This is a genomic window from Lacibacter sp., assembly GCF_057361365.1.
Map to the genome: position 1 here is coordinate 396,712 of NZ_JBMQSG010000022.1, position 18,566 is coordinate 415,277.

General features: G+C 40.2%; 16 protein-coding genes. 11 read left to right on the forward strand and 5 right to left on the reverse strand.

Features of this window, described 5'->3' with window-relative positions; genetic code table 11:
* Positions 1-46: 46 nt before the first annotated feature.
* The 5 genes from ACO1QW_RS20045 to ACO1QW_RS20065 all read left to right on the forward strand — a co-directional run bounded on the left by ACO1QW_RS20045 (position 47) and on the right by ACO1QW_RS20065 (position 5,451).
* On the forward strand, positions 47-1,003 hold the full coding sequence (locus tag ACO1QW_RS20045; protein WP_486261167.1) for a Rossmann-fold NAD(P)-binding domain-containing protein: 957 nt from the start codon (positions 47-49) through the stop codon (positions 1,001-1,003).
* Positions 996-1,787 (forward strand): acetylglutamate kinase, encoded by a 792-nt coding sequence (gene argB, locus ACO1QW_RS20050; protein ID WP_486261168.1) that lies wholly within the window; start codon positions 996-998, stop codon positions 1,785-1,787. The genes ACO1QW_RS20045 and argB overlap by 8 nt, the downstream gene beginning before the upstream one ends.
* On the forward strand, positions 1,753-2,871 hold the full coding sequence (locus ACO1QW_RS20055) for a M20 family metallo-hydrolase (protein ID WP_486261169.1): 1,119 nt from the start codon (positions 1,753-1,755) through the stop codon (positions 2,869-2,871). Before argB ends, ACO1QW_RS20055 begins: the two co-directional genes overlap by 35 nt.
* Positions 2,872-2,939: 68 nt before the next feature.
* Positions 2,940-4,235 carry an argininosuccinate lyase gene (gene argH, locus ACO1QW_RS20060; protein WP_486261170.1) on the forward strand — a complete coding sequence of 432 codons (1,296 nt, stop codon included), beginning with the start codon at positions 2,940-2,942 and terminating at the stop codon, positions 4,233-4,235.
* A 55-nt stretch (positions 4,236-4,290) separates the two neighbouring features.
* The gene (locus ACO1QW_RS20065) at positions 4,291-5,451 is read left to right on the forward strand and encodes a hypothetical protein (protein WP_486261171.1); all 1,161 of its coding nucleotides are present in this window, start codon (positions 4,291-4,293) and stop codon (positions 5,449-5,451) included.
* 72 nt (positions 5,452-5,523) lie between these two features.
* On the opposite strand, the gene ACO1QW_RS20070 is transcribed toward ACO1QW_RS20065, so the two are convergent.
* The gene (locus tag ACO1QW_RS20070; RefSeq protein WP_182802916.1) at positions 5,524-5,661 is read right to left on the reverse strand and encodes a hypothetical protein; all 138 of its coding nucleotides are present in this window, start codon (positions 5,659-5,661) and stop codon (positions 5,524-5,526) included.
* Between the two features lie 122 nt (positions 5,662-5,783).
* Between ACO1QW_RS20070 and ACO1QW_RS20075 the strand changes: the two genes are divergently transcribed.
* Positions 5,784-6,350, forward strand: coding sequence for a methyltransferase family protein (locus ACO1QW_RS20075; protein WP_486261172.1), 567 nt, complete (start codon positions 5,784-5,786; stop codon positions 6,348-6,350).
* Positions 6,351-6,392: 42 nt separating this feature from the next.
* Positions 6,393-7,004, forward strand: a complete 612-nt coding sequence (locus tag ACO1QW_RS20080) for a hypothetical protein (RefSeq protein WP_486261173.1) — start codon at positions 6,393-6,395, stop codon at positions 7,002-7,004.
* 33 nt (positions 7,005-7,037) lie between these two features.
* Here the strand turns inward: ACO1QW_RS20080 and ACO1QW_RS20085 are convergent, their stop codons facing one another.
* Positions 7,038-7,325: a hypothetical protein gene (locus ACO1QW_RS20085; RefSeq protein ID WP_486261174.1), complete on the reverse strand. Its 288-nt coding sequence runs from the start codon at positions 7,323-7,325 to the stop codon at positions 7,038-7,040.
* Between the two features lie 129 nt (positions 7,326-7,454).
* Here ACO1QW_RS20085 and ACO1QW_RS20090 point away from each other — a divergent pair, with 129 nt between their 5' ends.
* A complete protein-coding gene (locus ACO1QW_RS20090) occupies positions 7,455-8,657 on the forward strand; it encodes an NAD(P)/FAD-dependent oxidoreductase (protein WP_486261175.1) in 1,203 nt (400 codons plus the stop codon).
* 6 nt (positions 8,658-8,663) lie between these two features.
* Here the strand turns inward: ACO1QW_RS20090 and ACO1QW_RS20095 are convergent, their stop codons facing one another.
* Positions 8,664-9,116, reverse strand: a complete 453-nt coding sequence (locus ACO1QW_RS20095) for a GNAT family N-acetyltransferase (RefSeq protein ID WP_486261176.1) — start codon at positions 9,114-9,116, stop codon at positions 8,664-8,666.
* 84 nt (positions 9,117-9,200) lie between these two features.
* Positions 9,201-12,488 (reverse strand): S41 family peptidase, encoded by a 3,288-nt coding sequence (locus tag ACO1QW_RS20100; RefSeq protein WP_486261177.1) that lies wholly within the window; start codon positions 12,486-12,488, stop codon positions 9,201-9,203.
* Between the two features lie 175 nt (positions 12,489-12,663).
* On the opposite strand from ACO1QW_RS20100, the gene ACO1QW_RS20105 reads away from it, so the two are divergent.
* Positions 12,664-14,679 carry a tetratricopeptide repeat protein gene (locus tag ACO1QW_RS20105; RefSeq protein ID WP_486261178.1) on the forward strand — a complete coding sequence of 672 codons (2,016 nt, stop codon included), beginning with the start codon at positions 12,664-12,666 and terminating at the stop codon, positions 14,677-14,679.
* A gap of 99 nt (positions 14,680-14,778) precedes the next feature.
* On the opposite strand, the gene mqnC is transcribed toward ACO1QW_RS20105, so the two are convergent.
* Positions 14,779-15,903, reverse strand: coding sequence for a cyclic dehypoxanthinyl futalosine synthase (mqnC, locus tag ACO1QW_RS20110; protein ID WP_486261179.1), 1,125 nt, complete (start codon positions 15,901-15,903; stop codon positions 14,779-14,781).
* Positions 15,904-16,144: 241 nt separating this feature from the next.
* Here mqnC and ACO1QW_RS20115 point away from each other — a divergent pair, with 241 nt between their 5' ends.
* Both ACO1QW_RS20115 and ACO1QW_RS20120 read left to right on the forward strand, forming a co-directional pair.
* Complete coding sequence (locus ACO1QW_RS20115; RefSeq protein WP_486261180.1) at positions 16,145-17,263, forward strand: aspartyl protease family protein; 1,119 nt, start codon at positions 16,145-16,147, stop codon at positions 17,261-17,263.
* 63 nt (positions 17,264-17,326) lie between these two features.
* Complete coding sequence (locus ACO1QW_RS20120; protein WP_486261181.1) at positions 17,327-18,565, forward strand: M16 family metallopeptidase; 1,239 nt, start codon at positions 17,327-17,329, stop codon at positions 18,563-18,565.
* The last annotated feature ends 1 nt before the right edge of the window (position 18,566 follow it).

Genomic DNA, 18,566 nt, shown 5'->3' on the forward strand with positions numbered 1-18,566 from the left:
CAGGAGTTGCCATGTTATGCATTCAGCACTCCGCATTTAGCATAGAATGAAACAGTTTATTTCCGTTCATGATGTAGCAAACATCAACGCTCTTGTAGAAAAGGCGTTGGCGTATAAAGCAAACCCGCTTGCTGATAATGCACTTGGTGCAGGAAAGCGTATGGGATTAATTTTTCTTAACCCCAGTTTGCGCACACGTTTAAGTACACAGATCGCTGCAGAAAATCTCGGTATGCAGCCAATTGTGTTCAACGTGGGTAGCGAGGGATGGACATGGGAGTTTGAAGAAGAAGCCATCATGAGTGGTACAACAGTGGAACATGTAAAAGATGCAGCGCCTATTCTCGGAAATTATTTCGATGTGCTGGCCATTCGTACATTTCCATCGTTGCAGAATAAAAAAGATGATTACAGCGAACTGTTCATAAAGCAGTTTATTAAATATGCAGGCGTACCTGTGGTGAGTTTAGAAAGTTCGACATTGCATCCATTGCAATCGCTGACAGACATCATCACCATCACGGAAACATTTAAAGAAAAGCGCAAACCAAAAATTGTGCTAACATGGGCACCACATATTAAGCCATTGCCACAATGTGTAAGCAACAGTTTTGCGCAATGGATCAACGCATGGGGCGAAGCTGATTTTGTCATTACCCATCCTGAAGATTATGAACTGGATGAACAATTCACGAAAGGTGCAACCATCACACACAACCAGGATGAAGCATTGAAAGATGCAGACTTTGTGTATGTAAAAAACTGGAGCACTTATACTGATTATGGTCGCATTTATTGTAACGATCCTGCTTGGATGTTGACAGAAGAAAAACTGAAAACAACCAACAATGCCAAAGTGATGCATTGCTTACCTGTTCGCAGAAATGTGGAGTTAAGCGATGAAGTACTGGACAGTAACAACAGTATTGTTACCCAGCAGGCGAGTAATCGTGTATGGGCAGCACAAACAGTGCTGTCAGAAATTCTGAAAGCAAATGGATAAGCTCATTGTCATAAAGATCGGTGGTAACATTGTAGATGATGAAGCAAAGCTTTCATCATTCCTGCAAGATTTCGCCTCGGTGTCTGGTCCTAAAATCCTGATACACGGCGGCGGAAAAGTTGCAACCAAGATCGGCGAATCACTCGGCATTGAAAGCAAGTATGTAGATGGCCGACGCATTACCGATACTGCAACAATTGACCTGGTGACGATGGTGTATGCAGGGCTTATCAATAAAAAAGTAATTGCACAATTGCAGGCACTCAACTGCAATGCAATTGGTGTTACCGGTGCAGATGGCAATTTAATTCCGGCCAGCAAGCGACCTGTAAAAGAAATTGATTACGGTTTTGTGGGCGATGTAAAATCGGATAAGATCGATGCGCAAAACTGGAGCAGCCTGCTTGATCATGGTTTTACACCAGTTGTTGCTCCTATTACGCACGATGGCAATGGTCAGTTATTAAACACCAATGCCGATACCATTGCGCAGGAAGTAGCGAAAGCAATGAGTAGCCTATATGAAGTAAGCCTCATCTACTCTTTTGAAAAAGCGGGCGTGTTGCTCGATGCAAATGATGATGCAACTGTTATCAGCAAGATCGATCCATCATCGTACGAACAATTAAAAGCAGAAGGAAAAATATTTGCGGGCATGATCCCCAAACTCGATAACGCATTTGCTGCATTAAAGAGTGGCGTAAAAAAGGTAGTAATTGGTAAAGCAGAGCATTTGAAAGATCTGATAAATGGAGAAAGCGGAACATCCATTACAAACAGTTAAAAACATTATTATGGCAAACCAGGACATCAGCCAACTTCACACCGAGGCTGTAGAATTGCTAAAACAGCTGATCGCCACGCCGTCTTTTTCAAAAGAAGAAAACGAAACCGCAGAAATTCTCATTCACTTTTTTGCACAAAAAGGAATTGAACATTTTCGTGTAGGCAACAATGTGTATGCAAAGAATAAATTTTACGATGCATCAAAACCATCTGTATTACTTAATTCTCACCATGACACAGTAAAGCCCAATGCGAAATACACCAGAGATCCATTTGAACCGGTAGTAGAAGATGGAAAATTATTTGGCCTCGGCAGTAACGATGCCGGCGGATGTTTAGTGAGCCTTATTGCAACGTTCCTTTACTATTACGAGAAAGAAAATCTTTCACATAACGTTGTGTTTGCTGCCAGTGCCGAAGAAGAGATCAGCGGTGTAAACGGTATTGAGCTGGTGTTGCCTTATCTCGGTAATATCAACTTTGGTATTGTTGGCGAACCTACCAAAATGGATATGGCTGTTGCAGAGCGTGGTTTGATGGTGATCGACTGTATTGCACAAGGCAAAGCCGGTCATGCTGCACGAAAAGAAGGCATCAACGCCTTGTACATTGCAATGGATGATATTAACTGGATACGCAATTACAAGTTCGATAAAGTAAGTCCGTTGTTAGGCGAATCAATGTTGACGGTTACCGTGATCGGTACAGAAAACCAACAGCACAATGTGGTACCACCGCAATGCAAGTATGTAATTGATGTACGTGTGAACGAGCTTTATACATTCGATGAAATTCTAGGTGAATTGAAAGAAAATCTCAAGAGTCAGTTCAAACCACGTACCACAAGAATGAAATCAACATCTATCCCGATGGATCATTCGTTGGTGAAAGCTGGTATTGAGTTAGGTCGTGGCTATTATGGATCACCCACAACAAGTGATAAAGCACTAATGCCGTTCCCTGCATTAAAGATGGGTCCCGGTGATAGTGCAAGAAGTCACACGGCTGATGAGTATGTGTATGTTGATGAGATCAAAGGCGGCATTGAATTGTACATTCAGCTGTTAAATAAAATTCTTTAAACGCAGAATGCAAAACGCTTAATGCAAAAAAGCATTAAGCAGTTGGCATTAAGCATTAAGCATGTAACATGAAACTCTGGAGCAAAGAAAACAGCAGCACATCTGCATTGGTTGAACAGTTTACTGTTGGTCGTGACAAAGAATTTGATTTACTGTTGGCAAAGTATGATGTGCAAGGTTCCATTGCGCATGTAACCATGCTGGGTGAAGTTGGTCTGATGACAAAAGAAGAGGCTGAGCAAGCAGTAGTAGGACTTAAAGAAATAGCAGCAACAATTGACCATTCACAATTTACCATTGACGAAGGGATTGAAGATGTCCATTCACAGGTTGAATTTCTGCTCACGCAAAAGATCGGCGATGTTGGAAAGAAGATTCACAGCGGCCGAAGCCGCAATGATCAGGTTGCCGTTGATATTAAATTATACCTGCGTGCAGAGATCAATAATATAAAAGACGAAGTAAAACACCTGTTTGATCTGTTGATCAAAACCGGTAATGATCATAAGAATACATTGCTGCCCGGCTATACACATCTTCAGATTGCAATGCCTTCATCGGTTGGTTTATGGCTGGGAGCATACGCAGAAAGTTTGGTAGATGATGTTGAATTATTATCAGCAGCCTACCAGGTAGCGAATAAAAATCCACTGGGAAGCGGCGCAGGTTATGGTTCTTCTTTTCCACTCAATAGAAAACGCACGACAGAATTACTTCAGTTTGGTACACTTAACTGGAACAGTGTATATGCACAAATGAGTCGTGGTAAAACAGAAAAGGTAACCAGCATTGGTATGAGTTCCGTTGCAGCCACGCTTAGCAAACTCGCAATGGATTGTTGTTTGTACATGAACCAGAACTTTGGTTTCCTTTCGTTCCCCGATGAATTAACGACGGGTAGCAGCATTATGCCGCACAAAAAAAATCCGGATGTGTTCGAACTCATTCGTGCAAAGTGCAATCGCATTCAATCAATTCCGAATGAGTTGACATTACTCATCAATAATCTTCCTTCCGGTTATCACCGTGATATGCAGTTGACCAAAGAAATTTTGTTCCCTGCTATTGAAGAACTGAAAGCTTGTCTGCAGTTAATGCAGCTCATGCTCAGCAATATGAAGGTGAAAGAAAATATTCTCACCGATGAAAAATATAAATATCTCTTTAGTGTAGAAGCTGTGAATGATTTGGTGAACAAAGGTGTTCCGTTCCGTGAAGCTTACCAGCAGGTAGGCAATAGCATTAACAAAGGAGCGTTTGAATACGATTGGCAGCAGCTGCATCATACACACGAAGGAAGTATAGGCAATCTGTGCAACGAAGAAATTACAGCTGAGATGAACAAAGTGCTGACGAAGTTTTAAACTTACATATGTAACCGTAACAGCAACAGTTACGGTTTTTTTATAAAAAGCCTTTATGAAAAAACTTATTCAGTCTGTTATTCTCTTTCTTGTCATTGGCCATGTTAGTTATTCCCAAGAGAAAGGATCTGCTTCTGTTTTTGTTGAGCGTGTACCTGACACTGACAGCATCTGGATCACGCTGCAACAATCAGCATTTGTAAAGGCGGGAACATTAATGGTGGTGGTAAAGGCGGTTGAAGCAAAAGTTACTGACACTCTTTACTATCCTGCAATTGACACAGTTAACAGTTTTCTTTTAACAGTTCCCGAAAATTACCAGAACAATAAGATTATTATTTCAACATTTTATTACCCTGGTTTGCGACAGGTTACCGGGATACTCAATAATAGTAAGATATCCTCCTCCATAATGATGTTTGTGTTTGGAAAAGATATTCAGAACTACAATAAAGTATTAGAAGTAAAAGAAGACAAGCGCTTTTTCTTACCCAAACTGGTTTTTGAAAATAAGGCTACAGTATTTTTTAATTTTGTTGGCACTAAGCGAAAACAAAAGCCAGATATCAACATTGAATTAATTCCCAAACCGAAGGATTACGACTCTGTCAGCTCTACCGTTTTTAATTTTGCAGCTAATCTTTTTACATCGGCAGAATATGACTCATTAAAATTGATCAACAAACTTCCAGCAAATGCTATAAGAGTTGAGGGCAAAGGAAAAGAACTGAAGGAAGTTGTTGTAACCGGCACTCGCAAAACAAAACTGGAAAAGTATAAAGAGGAATACTCATCCACACTTTTCAGCAGCATTATGGAACGTGAATTCAACTTTCTTGATAATGATGATATATTGACTTACCAGGATTGCCTAACCTATTTGTTAACAAGGATGCCTGGCCTTACAATGTCAAACGACGGATCAACTGGTGAACAAGCTTTATTCTGGCGAAAAGAAAAAGTGAGGGCTTATTTTATTGATGAAATGGAAGTTGATTTTTACCAACTGCAATCAATGGATGTAGGCAGCATTGCTTACATGAAATTTTTGCCTACCGTTTTAGCTGGGACTATGAATCCGGGAAATGGCGGTGCAGTATTAGTATATACAAGAAAGGGAGAGTTTCTTCGCCCGGGATCAATTCAAAACAATTATATCTTTTCTATTAAAGGATATACTCCTTCAGATTACATTTTGTTTTCGGGAAATAAATGATTGGAACAACCACATAAAAAAAAGCCATACACTCGCAGCAGTAATGGCTTTCATGGGTAAAATTCATTCATATTATTCAGCTACATAACTTTTCCAACGTTTAAATTGCTTTGTCTGTGGTGATTCAAAAGATTCCACCAGCAAATGAACAATCTGTTTAATAGACTGAAGTACAGAAGAGCTTTTACGTACGGAAGGGTTCTTTTTCATAACACTTGGATTTAAGGCTATAAAAATATTAACAGTCCATTTATTTTGCAAGCGTAGAAACAATGTTTTTTCACCTGTTATTTTTACGGGTTTCTGTGTAATAATCCTACTACATTCGTAAAATGGTAGTGCTGCTTTTATTATGGGCAATATATTTTTTCCTGCATAGCTTTTTTGCCGATGAGCGCATAAAGCATTGGATGCAAAGGGTTTCCGGACTTACGGTCCAAACCTACCGCATATTGTATAATGTGTTTAATCTCTTGTCACTGGCGTTTATCCTTTGGCTTCACGAGAAAACAATATCAGCATTGCTCTTTCCCGGAAACCTCTTCAGTGCCGTTGCCGGTGTGGTGATCATTATGGCGGGACTTGTTTTGATGATCATGTCGGCAAGGGAGTATCATCTTCCATCATTCTTTGGTTTGAAGAAAGAAACATATATGCCTCTGCAGATTGGGGGCTTGCATAAATATATGCGCCATCCTTTATATAGTGGTACACTATTATTCTGTATAGGTATTTGCATTGCATTTCCGTATTATAAGAACTGGCTTGTATTATTCTTGATGATCGTTTATCTCTTTGTTGGTATGTGGCTTGAAGAAAAAAAACTGTTACATGTTTATGGTGATGAGTACAGGAATTATATGAAGCGAGTAAAAAGACTTATACCTCGCCTACTATGACATAAAGATTTGTTTCACTATATTGCAATCAAATCTCTATCCATGACCAAAAAACTACTGCTATCATCAGCAATTATTTCGATTGCTTTCTTTTCATCTGCACAAATAAAGAACAGCTTCACCACCATCCGACCGCAACTAGAAAAAGTAATTAACGATTATCCTAATCAGTTTGCACTAATCAAGGGTACACAAAATCAAGGCGACCCTAGCGTGATTGAATACACTTCTAAAGTGGAAATGAAAGGTGCTGTTGAAACAAAGATTCTGGGTTACCCTGCAAATAAAAAGATTAACTGGCTTTGGGAAGCAAAACTTCTGGTAACCGAAGAAACCAAAGAAATGCAAAAGCAGTACAAATTATATTATAATGATATTTTAGGCAAATCGCTTTTTAGTAAGGGTGCAAACAGCAGTATTACTGCAAGCAACACTTACAGTGCCCCATCGGAAGAGTTGCGTTTATGGAGTAACCAGTTTCATATCAGCGATGTTACGGGCGAATTTAGTAAGCTGGTGATCGACCTGGTTGCAGAATATCAAAACTTTGAATGGACGATTTACTTGCGTGTGTATGATAAAGAAAAAGATGAGGAAATGCGCCCAACAAAAGATACCAATGACCCATGGCGGTATGGAACAAACAGGAACTAACTAAAACGTCGCACTGAAAAGTGCGACGTTTTTTTATCTGGCTGGTTGAATGGCTAGATTGTTTCTTTTTCGCCCCAGGTAATTCCACACCCACATAATAGTAAAGCTGGGAACAAAGTCGGTCCAAGGTAACAGCTCTTCCACAAAGTTAAATGCTGATCCGAAGGCACCTTTCCAACCACCAAACGTGCGGAAAAATATAAGAGCAGAGATTGGTGCCCAGATCAAATCACCAAACTCACCCAGGAACGGAAACGCATAGGTTGCATAACCCAAGGCATCCATCGCCAGGCAAAACAAAAGTGATGTTTGTTTGTTCATGTTTAGTTGCTGTTTGAAGCATTATTGAGATGGCAAGTAGGGTGCCAACGTTGCATCTGCCACAAATTTCGCACGCTTATTGATTCGTTTACGGTCAAGTAAAAAAACGCAAAGACGCAAGCATTATTTATGAATCTTACAACAGGCTATCCATATGCACTTATCAGTAACGGCTTGCCGGCCAATTATCCAAAGCTGGAACAATCAATAAAAACAGATGTGTTGATCATCGGTGCTGGTATTTCAGGTGCACTAAGTGCGTATCATCTTGTAAATGCAGGTATTGAATGTGTACAGGTTGATGCCCGAACCGTTGGGCTGGGCAGCACTTGCGCCAGCACATCGTTTCTTCAATACGAATTGGATAAACCGTTGCATGAACTGGCAAAACAAATTAGCTACTCTAATGCGGCACGAGCTTACAACATGTGTGCTGAATCGATCGACGGGTTAGAAACAATAGCAAAAAAAATTGGGTTCAACTTATTCGAGAAGCAGCAGTGCTTATATTTTGCAGCATACAAAAAAGATAAACAGTCGATCGAAGAGGAGTTCGCTATACGAAAGAAAGCTGGTTTTGATGTGCAGTTGCTGAGTGATGAACAAATCCTGAAACAATTTGGGTTTACGGCACCGGCTGCAATTCTTTCTGCAAAAGGCGGCGCAACAGACGCTTATTTGTTTACACATGCTTTATTAACAACAGCAATTAAAAAGGGACTTTCTGTTTATGATCGAACAAATGTGGTAAAGATCAGGTACAATAGGAATGGAGTAATTGTAACTACCGAAAACGGGCACAGCATTCATGCAAAAAAAATTGTGAACGCAAGCGGTTATGAAATAACAGAGTTTATAGAAAAAAAAATTGTTACGCTACATTCTACCTATGCATTTGCATCGGAACATCTTCAATCATCATTGCCTCTTTGGAAAAATAAAACAATGCTCTGGAATACGGCCGATCCTTATTTGTATATGCGGGTGACAAAAGATAACCGCATTATGGTTGGTGGCCGGGATGAAGATTTTTACAGCCCGGCAAAACGAGATCGGCTTATTAAAAAGAAAACAGCACAGTTGAAAAAAGATTACCTGAAACTTTTTCCCGCAATTGATTTTAAACCGGAGTTTAGCTGGGCTGGTACATTTGGTTCAACAAAAGATTCATTGCCATACATTGGCACTTACGGTAAAACACCACATACCTATTATGCGTTGGGTTTTGGAGGTAATGGAATTACTTTCAGTTTTATTGCGGCGCAGATGATTACTGATATGATACAGGGAAGAAAAAATAAAGACACAGAGTTGTACGCCTTTAATCGTTAGTACTTTTTAAGCAAGATCTTTTTGCATACATAAGCTGATCTCTACTCCAACATATTGGCCGTAGTTAGGTATACGTTTATATCCTTCACGTTCATATACCCGAATAGCTTCGGGTTGCTTTACTGCGGTTTCTAGGATGCAGCTTTTATACCCTTCGTCTTTTGCCCATTGCTCTAATGCAATTAAAATTTGTCCGGCAATTCCTTTGCCACGATGGAATGGTTTTACATACATGCGCTTGATCTCAGCAACGGCGAGTTCATATTCTTTAAATGCTCCGCAACCCACCGGCTTACTGTTTTCGTAAGCAACAATTACATGATGAATATGATCAAGTTTATTGAATTGCGAAAAGAATGATTGCTGTTCACCATAGCGTTCCTGCAGATCGGCATCAAGTAATGCAACCAATGATCGAAAATCGCTGCTGTCGGAGTTTGTTTTTATGAGGCTTAGCATGTGGAATGATTTTCTACAAGTTAAAAATCTTTATGATACCTATAAAAAATCCCCTCGGTTAAGAGGGGATTTATATTCTAAAACTTATGATGGTCGTTTGTAACGCACCGGAGGTGCTGGTTCTTTTTTCAATTCTATTCCTTCGGTCTTCAATAATTTCAATGCTTCCTGCACTGCTCTGTCAAGTTGGGGATCTCTTCCTTCAATGAGTGCTTTCGGATCGTAAAAAACTTCAATATCCGGAGCAATACCTTCACCTTCAACAGCCCACTTACCATCGGTATCAAAGAAACCACCACGTGGTGCCACCATTCTTCCACCATCAATAAATGGAGGAGTATCCCATGTGCCAACCAATCCACCCCAGGTGCGTGTACCTACTAAAGGACCAAGCTTACTTTTCCTGAACATATAAGGCAACAGGTCTCCACCCGATCCTGCATTTTCATTAATGATCATCACCTTTGGTCCCCATATGCCAGCCATTGGTGTGGTGGAAACTTTATGACCTTCAACCCGGTTGTTGAAATATCCTTGCAGTTTACGTCCCATCACATCGATCATATAATCGGCTGCGGAGCCGCCACCATTATTTCTTTCATCGATCACCGCACCTTGTTTATCCTGCTGCGCAAAATAGTAACGGTTGAAAGAAGTGTAACCCGGGTTTCCTGTATTAGGAACATACACATAAGCCAACTTGCCACCTGATAATTCATCTACTTTTCTTCTGTTATTTTCAACCCATGCTCTTGAACGTAAACCAGCTTCGCTTGCAATAGGTACAACAGTAATTAATCTTGCACCTTCAGTTGATGGTTTATTGTTTACACGAATTTTAATTTGCCTGTTTGCCGTTCCTTCAAACAAACTATACAAATTCATATCTGCAGTTAAAGGCATGCCCTCTACTTCAACGAGATACTCACCCTCTTTTACATTCATACCCGGGCCGCTCAACGGAGAACGCAATTCAGGATTCCAGTTTTCGCCTGTGAATATTTTTGTGATTTTAAAGAAGCCTTTATCAGCTGCATAATTTGCGCCCAGTAACCCAACAGGAATTGTTGGTACTTGTGGAAAATCACCACCCGATGTGTAAGAGTGACCAACTGCAATTTCTCCACCAAGAATATCGATAATGTAATTCAGATCAGAACGATGCTTCACATGCTTTAACCATGGTTGATACCAGTCATACACTTTGTTCCATGGTGCACCATGTGTATTGTTCACATAAAGAAAATCACGTTGATAGCGCCATCCTTCTTTAAAAATCTGCTCTGCTTCTTTTGATGGATCAACATACACACGCATACCATCTGTTGATAAACGACCATCGCCTGGTCTCGGTGCTGCTGCAGCAGCGTTTACAATAAACCATGACGGGCCACTGCTGTACAAAAGATTTTTTCGATCAAAGCTTGATGTTGCAAATGAAACGCCCCTTATAAATTCAATAGACTTGCGATCTTTAATACTATAACGGTGAAGAATAAGCCCGTTTTCGTTTGCAATAGCTTCTGCAATAAACACATGTCCATCGGGTCCTGCAACAAGGTCCTGGTAATCACGTACAGGCATGTTTACAGAAATGATACGTTGATCAATTCCATCGAAATCGATCTTTACTTTTACACCACTTGGTTTTGTAACAACAGGTTTTACGGTATCACCAGTGTTCTTGGTAGTGAGCACTGGTTTTTCTTCACCTGGTTTTGAAGGTTCTTCATCACTTTTTGGTTCAAAAGGATTAGCTGTTTCTTTTGAAAGAACAGCCATGTATAATGCACGTGTAACAGGATAATTATAACTGCTCATATCGAGCCATCCTGTGCTTAACGCATAGTCTGTGCTTGCAAGAAAGTATATATATTTTCCGCTTTCATCCCATTGCGGACTGATAGCATCACTCAAACCATCAGTAATAGCTGTGCTTTTATTCTCATCAACATTATACACTTTCACAGCTTTGAACTGGTTCTCCATGATCTGCACATAAGCGATCCATTTACTATCGGGGCTCCATACCGGATGCATTGTTCTGTTAGGATGTGCAAGCTTATCTGTAGCAACGAGGGTTGTTTTACCACTTGCAAGTTCAAGGTTCCAGATATTGTAATCTGTATCAGTAAATGCAATGTATTTTCCATCAGGCGACCATGATGGATAGTAATAGAATTTTTTATTTGGGATGGGATATGCTTTCGGTTTTGCCAAACCGTCCTGGCTGGCAACCATTAATTGATATTCGCCACTATCATCAGAAAACCAGGCGATCTTTTGTCCATCGGGCGACCATGAAGGATAGCGATCAGCGGCGGATGTACTACGTGAAATATTTCTCCATTCACCATTTTCTTTTGGCACAGAAAAAATTTCACCACGATGTTCAAACAAAGCACGTTTGCCTGTTGGAGAAAGACTCGCATTAATAAGTTGTGCGCCCGACACATTGTTCCATCTTGCCCGGCCCCAGTTAAGATCACCATTTGCATTAATGATCAAAGGCTTTGTTTTGCCTGTTGCTATATCATAACTGTGTAAACGTGCGCCTTGTTCATAAACAAGCCCTCCGTTGCTGGCCGATAAATTCTTTACATCATAATCTTTATGAAACGTAAGTTGTTTTTGTGCTTTTGTTTTTGGATTATATGACCAAACATTATTTGCATAATCCTGTTCAGATAGAAAATATAAAATGCCATTTTCCCAAACAGGTGCAGTGTGTCGTTCTTTATCTCCCTGAATTGTTTTTATTGTTTCATAGGTTTTCATATTGAAGATCCAGATGGGTTGTGCCTGCCCGCCACGATAATTTCTCCATTCAGGATCCCAGAACGAATAAGGTTGATAAGCCATCATACTACCATCATCACTCATGCTTCCAACAAAACCAAATGGAAGTATCATTGGCTCGGGAGTACCTCCTGTTGTTGCAACCGTATAAAATTTTGTATTTGCAGTGGGATAACCCATGCGTGATGAAGTGAAAATAATTTTGCTGCCATCGGCCGTCCAGCCTTGCACAATGTCAGGATTAGGATGCCATGTAAGACGTTTCGGATCTCCACCATCAATCGATACCAGGTAAACATCTGTGTTACCATCGTATTGACCGGTAAAAGCTACCCATTTTCCATCGGCACTGATGCGTGGATTGTTTTCTGCACCAATAGCAGTGGTCAATCTTCGTGCATCACCACCGTCTCGTAGCACCACCCACAGATCATCGCCATGCACAAATACAATATGTTGTTTGCTGACGGAAGGTTGTCGTAACAGTAATGTTCCCTGCGATGATGTTGATAGAAAACTAAGTAACGTGCACGCAAACAGCAGTACACGAAACGTGATTGTATTTTTTCTCATACGAAGTTGTTTGGTTAAAAAGGTAAACAAAACCGCTGGGCTTTCCAAAAAACTGCAACAGGTTTTAGAATGCACTCACTTTCGCAATTCATACATCAGAAATTTCAATTGATGCAGTTAGCAAAAAATCAACCCAATAACCATTTCTATTTTTATATTCTCAAATTATCATCAAATGAAAACACTGTTTATAATTATTGTTTTTTCTATCACTGCATTGAAGGGGGTTTCACAAACAAACCCTGCAATGCCCGATGTAAATAAAATGATGAAGATGAGCCCGGCTGAACTGGAAGCATACAAAAAAGAAATGCAGAAGAAATACAGCACGCAGGCAAAAGAAATTGCACAACAGGCAAATTTTAAGTTAGATGAAATGACGCTGCCTGATTTTAAAGTACAACTGCCGGCGAAAGATGTGAAGCGTCTTTCACTAATTCCAATACAACCACCATCGTTAATTCAGCTGAGTGATATGCTGCGTACAACAAAGCAACAAATTGAAACTGTTGTAAAGCCCTCCGTAGTTCAGGAAGTAAAGAAAATTGTTACAGGGCAAAATGCAGAAGCGCTTCAGCAATCAGCAATCGGAACTTTTTATGCGGACAAACCCGAGCAATCACTTCTTATTGCAATAGAAGCTGCTTTGAAAGATGTGAACGATCAAACAGGTTGGAACAATGTAGCAGCAATTATGAACATGACAGGCTTTCAACACAAAGCCATTCCTATTTTGATGAATCAATTGCAAGGCGATCCCAACAATAGTATGATGCTGAATAATATGGGGCAGGCTTATCTAGGTCTTGGAGACATTGGTATGGCTGAAATGTTTTTAAAACAATGTTTGCAATACGATCCGTTAAACCCGGAGGCAAACCGCAGTATGGGTATGATCAAATTCTACTATGAACTGTACGAAGAAGGCATGAGGTATTTTGAAAAAGAATTAGAAGTAGCATACCGCAGAAGCACCATGGCTTTGCTTCGTGGCAAAGACAAAGCATTCAACATTTATCAACTTCGCAAGAAGCGTAATGTTCCAGGTCGTAATTATTTTGGTGAATTATCGTTCCAGAATTTTAAAATACCTGCCCTGCCCGAACGAACAGATGAAACAGCAAATGCAAAAATTAAAGGCGAATCATTTAGTAAATCAGTTGCCGATGAAATGATGTACTGGAACAGCAAGGCGCAACTTTCTCCAGAAGAAATTAAACGAGACGGCGAACAGATGCCAAGTATTTATGCTGATTATGTGGAAGCCCTGCTTAAAGATCTGCATGAAGTGTATACATCAGAAGAATTGTTATTTTTCAATGAACTCGATATCAACCATATTGAACAATTACTCAATAGTTACGGCGCAAAAATGATGGCCGTGCAATGCCCGCAGGCACCGGCGGGTGCAACCCATGGTGAGTATGAAGCTTACATTAAAAAATGCTGCGACATTAAAAAACCCATCATGGATGCTTTTGTTGCAGAGTACAATGCCTTTGTTACAAAAAGAGCTAACAGGGCCGTAGGCATCTGGCGGGAATACCTCAACGATCTCATCAATATTGTTTCCCTTGATCCCAGCGCAGGAAACAGAATTATGGTGTATCGTAACCTGCAACAGTATTTTGTTGTGCTTGCACAATGTTGGGGCAGCGGACAATTTTTAGATCCTCCAATGGAATGCAGTGTTGTTCTTACTACTGCAGAAGCTGATAGTTTAATTGCTTCATCACGCAATCTTGATCTCAGTTGCCCGCAGTGGTTGAATATTGAAGTTGATGTGAAAGTGGCCAAGATAAAAGCCGATTGTAATAAATACGCACTTGAAGTAGGTAAAGTTTACCAGGCCAGCTATGAACATAATTTCAGAACAGGAACTACCACACTTGCAGCAGGTGTTGGTGCCAAAGCAAAGTTTTTTGCAAACACTGGCGGTGCCGACATAAAGGCAATGGTTTATATTTCCTTTGATAATAATAATGAGTTTAGCGATGTAGGCATCATGGGTAAGGCGTCAGTAAAAATTGGCGATACTCCTTTTGTACTCGCAGGTGGAAACGGAAGTGCCGGTGGCACAATTGGCGGTACTGAAGGTGTGGTGAAATATGGTTTGAATTCAGGATTTACATCGGGGGTAAAAGGAACAGGTGCATTGGCAGATGTGGTGAAGATTGATAAATCGTTGTGATGACAAATCTGTTTCGGTTAAAGAAGAAATCCCACATAAACAAACAGCCGATGCATCGCATCGGCTGTTTGTTTATCAGTATTTCTATCAATTATCTCATCAATAATTCACCACCTGTTCTTCAATCACATTCGGTAATTCTCTCCATTCGTATTGCTGGTTGCGGAGCTGTGGTTCAAAACCTCCATCACGAATTGCTTCCTGTATAGATTTGTATGTAAAGCGATGTGGCGCACCTGCAGCACTTACTACGTTTTCTTCGAGCATGATGCTGCCAAAATCATTGGCGCCTGCATGCAAACAAAGCTGTGCAGTTTGTTTACCTACTGTTAACCAGCTTGCCTGTATGTTCTTTACGTTTGGTAACATGATACGGCTCATAGCAATCATGCGAACATATTCTTCTGCGGTAGTTAAATTATGTACACCACGAATTTTTGCGAGCAATGTATCAACATCCTGGAAGGTCCAGGGAATAAATGCAAGAAAACCTTTTGCTTCTTCCGGTTTGCGGCTTTGTACTTCACGTATTTTTTCCAGGTGTTCAAAACGTTCACGTAAGGTTTCAACATGACCAAACATCATCGTACCACTTGTTGTGATATTTAATTTGTGTGCTTCGTGCATAATATCGAGCCATTCCTGTGCACCGCATTTTCCTTTGCTGATCAAACGACGAACACGATCGATCAATATTTCAGCACCAGCGCCAGGTAAAGAATCCATACCAGCCTCTTTCAATGCTTTCAACACTTCATGATGCGTACTTTTTTCAAGCTTGGTGATATGTGCCACTTCGGGTGGCCCGAGCGTGTGCAGTTTAATGTTGGGATATAACTCTTTCAGTTGTTTGAATAGTTTCACATAAAAATCCAAACCAAGTTCAGGATGATGGCCGCCCTGCAACAATAACTGATCGCCACCCCAACGAATAGTTTCATCGATCTTCTTTTTATACGTTTCAATATCGGTGATGTATGCGTCGGGGTGCCCGGGGATGCGAAAGAAATTACAGAACTTACAATTTGCGATACACACGTTTGTGGTGTTTACGTTCCGGTCGATCTGCCAGGTCACTTTTCCATGGGGCACTTGTTGCTTCCTTAATTCATCAGCTACAAACATTAATTCCGTTAACGGTGCATGTTCAAACAGGAACATTCCTTCCTCAACCGTTAAAAATTCGAAGTTCGAAGCTTTCTGATAGAGATCGTTGAGATTCATATGCTGGATTTTCAATGTTGAATAAACTGGGCAATTGGCAAAATGCAAAGTGTTGATATTTGTTTGCCTGTTCCTTGTTGCCGATTTGCAAATTTACGTCCGGATATTTTACCAACCACGAAGCGTTCATCCTATTTCGGTTGTCTTTCCGGTTAGTTTCCATTAATATTGAAAGGTGAAGTTGACCAAAACGATATGCTTGCTGCTGCTTTGCTTAAAGCTTAGTGCCCAAAACAACGAAATGCCCCCCGCCAGGCTGCTCACAAGCTTTCAATTTGAGCAATTGACAGGCGGTATCATTATCCTGCACGCCACCCTCAACGATTTGCCCGATACACTCAACTTTATTTTAGATACTGGCAGCGGTGGTATTTCACTCGATACCACAACAGCAGTTTATTACCGGCTTCTGCTTGAACCCAGTGAACGGACAGTAAGAGGAATCGGCGGATCCAAAAACATCAACTATTATAAAAATGGCACGCTGCATTTTCCGGGGCTTGATGTAACTGGTCTTGATTTTCATATCAACGATTATCAAATACTTACGGAAGTGTATGGATTGAGAGTTGATGGCATCATCGGTTTTTCTTTTCTGCGCAGGTATATTGTAGCACTTGATTACGATAAACATGTAATGAGTGTGTACATGCCGGGTCATTATAAGTATCCAAAACGTGGCACATTTTTAAAACCTGCGTTTGCCTCTATTCCTATTACACAGCACGTGGTGCAGGATGAACGCAGTTACCTGCTGAATTTTTATTTTGATACAGGTGCTGGATTGTCGTTGCTACTCGCCGAGCAGTTTGTAAAAGACAGTGTGCTCATCAGTAAAACAAGAAAGTCTGTAAACACGCAAGTGGAAGGATTAATTGGTAAGATAGGTATGCGGCTTACTACGGTGAAAAAAGCAAATATTGGTCCGTATAAGTTTAAAAAAATTCCTTTGCACGTTTATTCCGATTCCACGAATGTATTGGGATATCCTGCTGTAAAAGGATTGATTGGCAGTGATCTGTTGCGGAGGTTCAATATTGTGCTTAACTATCCTGAACGTTTAATTCATCTTACGCCTAATACACATTTGCGTGATGCATTCGATTATTCATATACTGGAATGAATTATTATTTTATCGATGGAAAAATAATGGTCACTGAAGTACAACAAGGTTCACCTGCTGAAAAAGCAGGCATCATTCCGGGTGATATTATTTTCGGTATTGAATCAAATTTCAGCAACAGCATCAGTCAATATAAAGCCTTGTTGCAAACTCCCGGACAAAAAGTGCGTATTCTCATCTTCCGCAATGCGTTACCACAAATGTTTGAGTTAAAAATTGGCAGTATTTTAAAGTAAGCTGCCCCATCAATTGTTTTTTACCGAATTTTACCAACTTATTTATTTTAGAAGAATTGAATTATGATCAAATTTGAACGTTATATACTTTCCAACGGTTTAAAACTGTTGATCCATAAAGATCTTGCAACACCCATGGCTGTGGTAAATGTGTTATATGATGTGGGTGCACGTGATGAAGAAGAAAATCGTACTGGTTTTGCTCACTTGTTTGAGCATTTGATGTTTGGAGGTTCTATCAATATTCCTGATTATGATGAACCATTGCAATTAGCCGGGGGTGAAAACAATGCGTACACTACAAACGATCTCACCAATTATTATTGCCAGTTACCTGCAGAAAATATTGAAACTGCTTTTTGGCTGGAGAGTGATCGTATGTTGAGTCTTGCTTTCAGTGAAAAAAGTTTGGATGTACAACGCAAAGTAGTGAGTGAAGAATTTAAGGAGCATTATCTCAACAAACCTTACGGCGATGTATGGCACAAAATGCGAGAGATGGCTTATAAAGAACATCCATATAAATGGATGACCATTGGTAAAGAGTTAAAACATATTGAAGAAGCACAATTGCAGGATGTAAAGAATTTTTTCTTTAAGCATTATACACCTTCTAATGCCATATTGGTGGTAGCTGGTAATGTTGAAACAGAGAAAGTGTTACAGCTTGCAGAAAAATGGTTTGGTTCAATTCCTGCAGGTCACAAATATGTTCGGCAGTTGACAAAAGAACCTGCACAAAAAGAAGCACGACGCATGGAGATAAAAGCCGATGTTCCGCTCGATGCTTTTGTGAAAACATGGCATATGGCATCAAGACTGGAACGTGGTTATTATGTAACTGATCTTATCACTGATATTTTGGGTGGTGGAGCAAGCAGCCGTTTGTATGAATCACTGGTGAAAGAAAAGAAATTTTTCAGCAGTATTGAATGTTATCACTTTGGAAGTATTGATACCGGATTGCTTACAATTGAAGGCAAGCTGGTGAAAGGCGTTAACATTGAAGAAGCTGAGAAAGCAGTGAATGAAGAAGTAGAGAAAATGAAAACAGAGTTGGTTGACGACAAGGAATTGCAGAAGGTGATCAATAAAACAGAAAGCACCATTCTGTTCGAAGACATGAGTGTAATGAGTAGGGCAAACAGTCTTGCTTATTATGAATTGCTGGGTGATGCAGAGTTGATGAACGATGAATTGCAACGTTACCAAAGTATTACCGCCCAGGAATTGCTGGAAGAAAGTAAAAAGATTTTTGATGAAGGGAATAGCAATACGCTTTATTATTTAAGCAATAATTAAG

Bases quoted from the DNA above. Each gene is read 5' to 3' on its own strand.
- ACO1QW_RS20120 (WP_486261181.1), top strand. From the start codon at position 17,327: ATGATCAAATTTGAACGTTATATACTTTCCAACGGTTTAAAACTGTTG.
- ACO1QW_RS20095 (WP_486261176.1), bottom strand. From the start codon at position 9,116: ATGCTAAGCCTCATAAAAACAAACTCCGACAGCAGCGATTTTCGATCA.
- ACO1QW_RS20070 (WP_182802916.1), bottom strand. From the start codon at position 5,661: ATGAAAAAGAACCCTTCCGTACGTAAAAGCTCTTCTGTACTTCAGTCT.
- ACO1QW_RS20045 (WP_486261167.1), top strand. From the start codon at position 47: ATGAAACAGTTTATTTCCGTTCATGATGTAGCAAACATCAACGCTCTT.
- argB (WP_486261168.1), top strand. From the start codon at position 996: ATGGATAAGCTCATTGTCATAAAGATCGGTGGTAACATTGTAGATGAT.
- ACO1QW_RS20105 (WP_486261178.1), top strand. From the start codon at position 12,664: ATGAAAACACTGTTTATAATTATTGTTTTTTCTATCACTGCATTGAAG.
- ACO1QW_RS20090 (WP_486261175.1), top strand. From the start codon at position 7,455: ATGAATCTTACAACAGGCTATCCATATGCACTTATCAGTAACGGCTTG.
- ACO1QW_RS20100 (WP_486261177.1), bottom strand. From the start codon at position 12,488: ATGAGAAAAAATACAATCACGTTTCGTGTACTGCTGTTTGCGTGCACG.
- ACO1QW_RS20085 (WP_486261174.1), bottom strand. From the start codon at position 7,325: ATGAACAAACAAACATCACTTTTGTTTTGCCTGGCGATGGATGCCTTG.
- mqnC (WP_486261179.1), bottom strand. From the start codon at position 15,903: ATGAATCTCAACGATCTCTATCAGAAAGCTTCGAACTTCGAATTTTTA.
- ACO1QW_RS20065 (WP_486261171.1), top strand. From the start codon at position 4,291: ATGAAAAAACTTATTCAGTCTGTTATTCTCTTTCTTGTCATTGGCCAT.
- ACO1QW_RS20115 (WP_486261180.1), top strand. From the start codon at position 16,145: ATGCCCCCCGCCAGGCTGCTCACAAGCTTTCAATTTGAGCAATTGACA.
- ACO1QW_RS20075 (WP_486261172.1), top strand. From the start codon at position 5,784: ATGGTAGTGCTGCTTTTATTATGGGCAATATATTTTTTCCTGCATAGC.
- ACO1QW_RS20055 (WP_486261169.1), top strand. From the start codon at position 1,753: ATGGAGAAAGCGGAACATCCATTACAAACAGTTAAAAACATTATTATG.
- argH (WP_486261170.1), top strand. From the start codon at position 2,940: ATGAAACTCTGGAGCAAAGAAAACAGCAGCACATCTGCATTGGTTGAA.
- ACO1QW_RS20080 (WP_486261173.1), top strand. From the start codon at position 6,393: ATGACCAAAAAACTACTGCTATCATCAGCAATTATTTCGATTGCTTTC.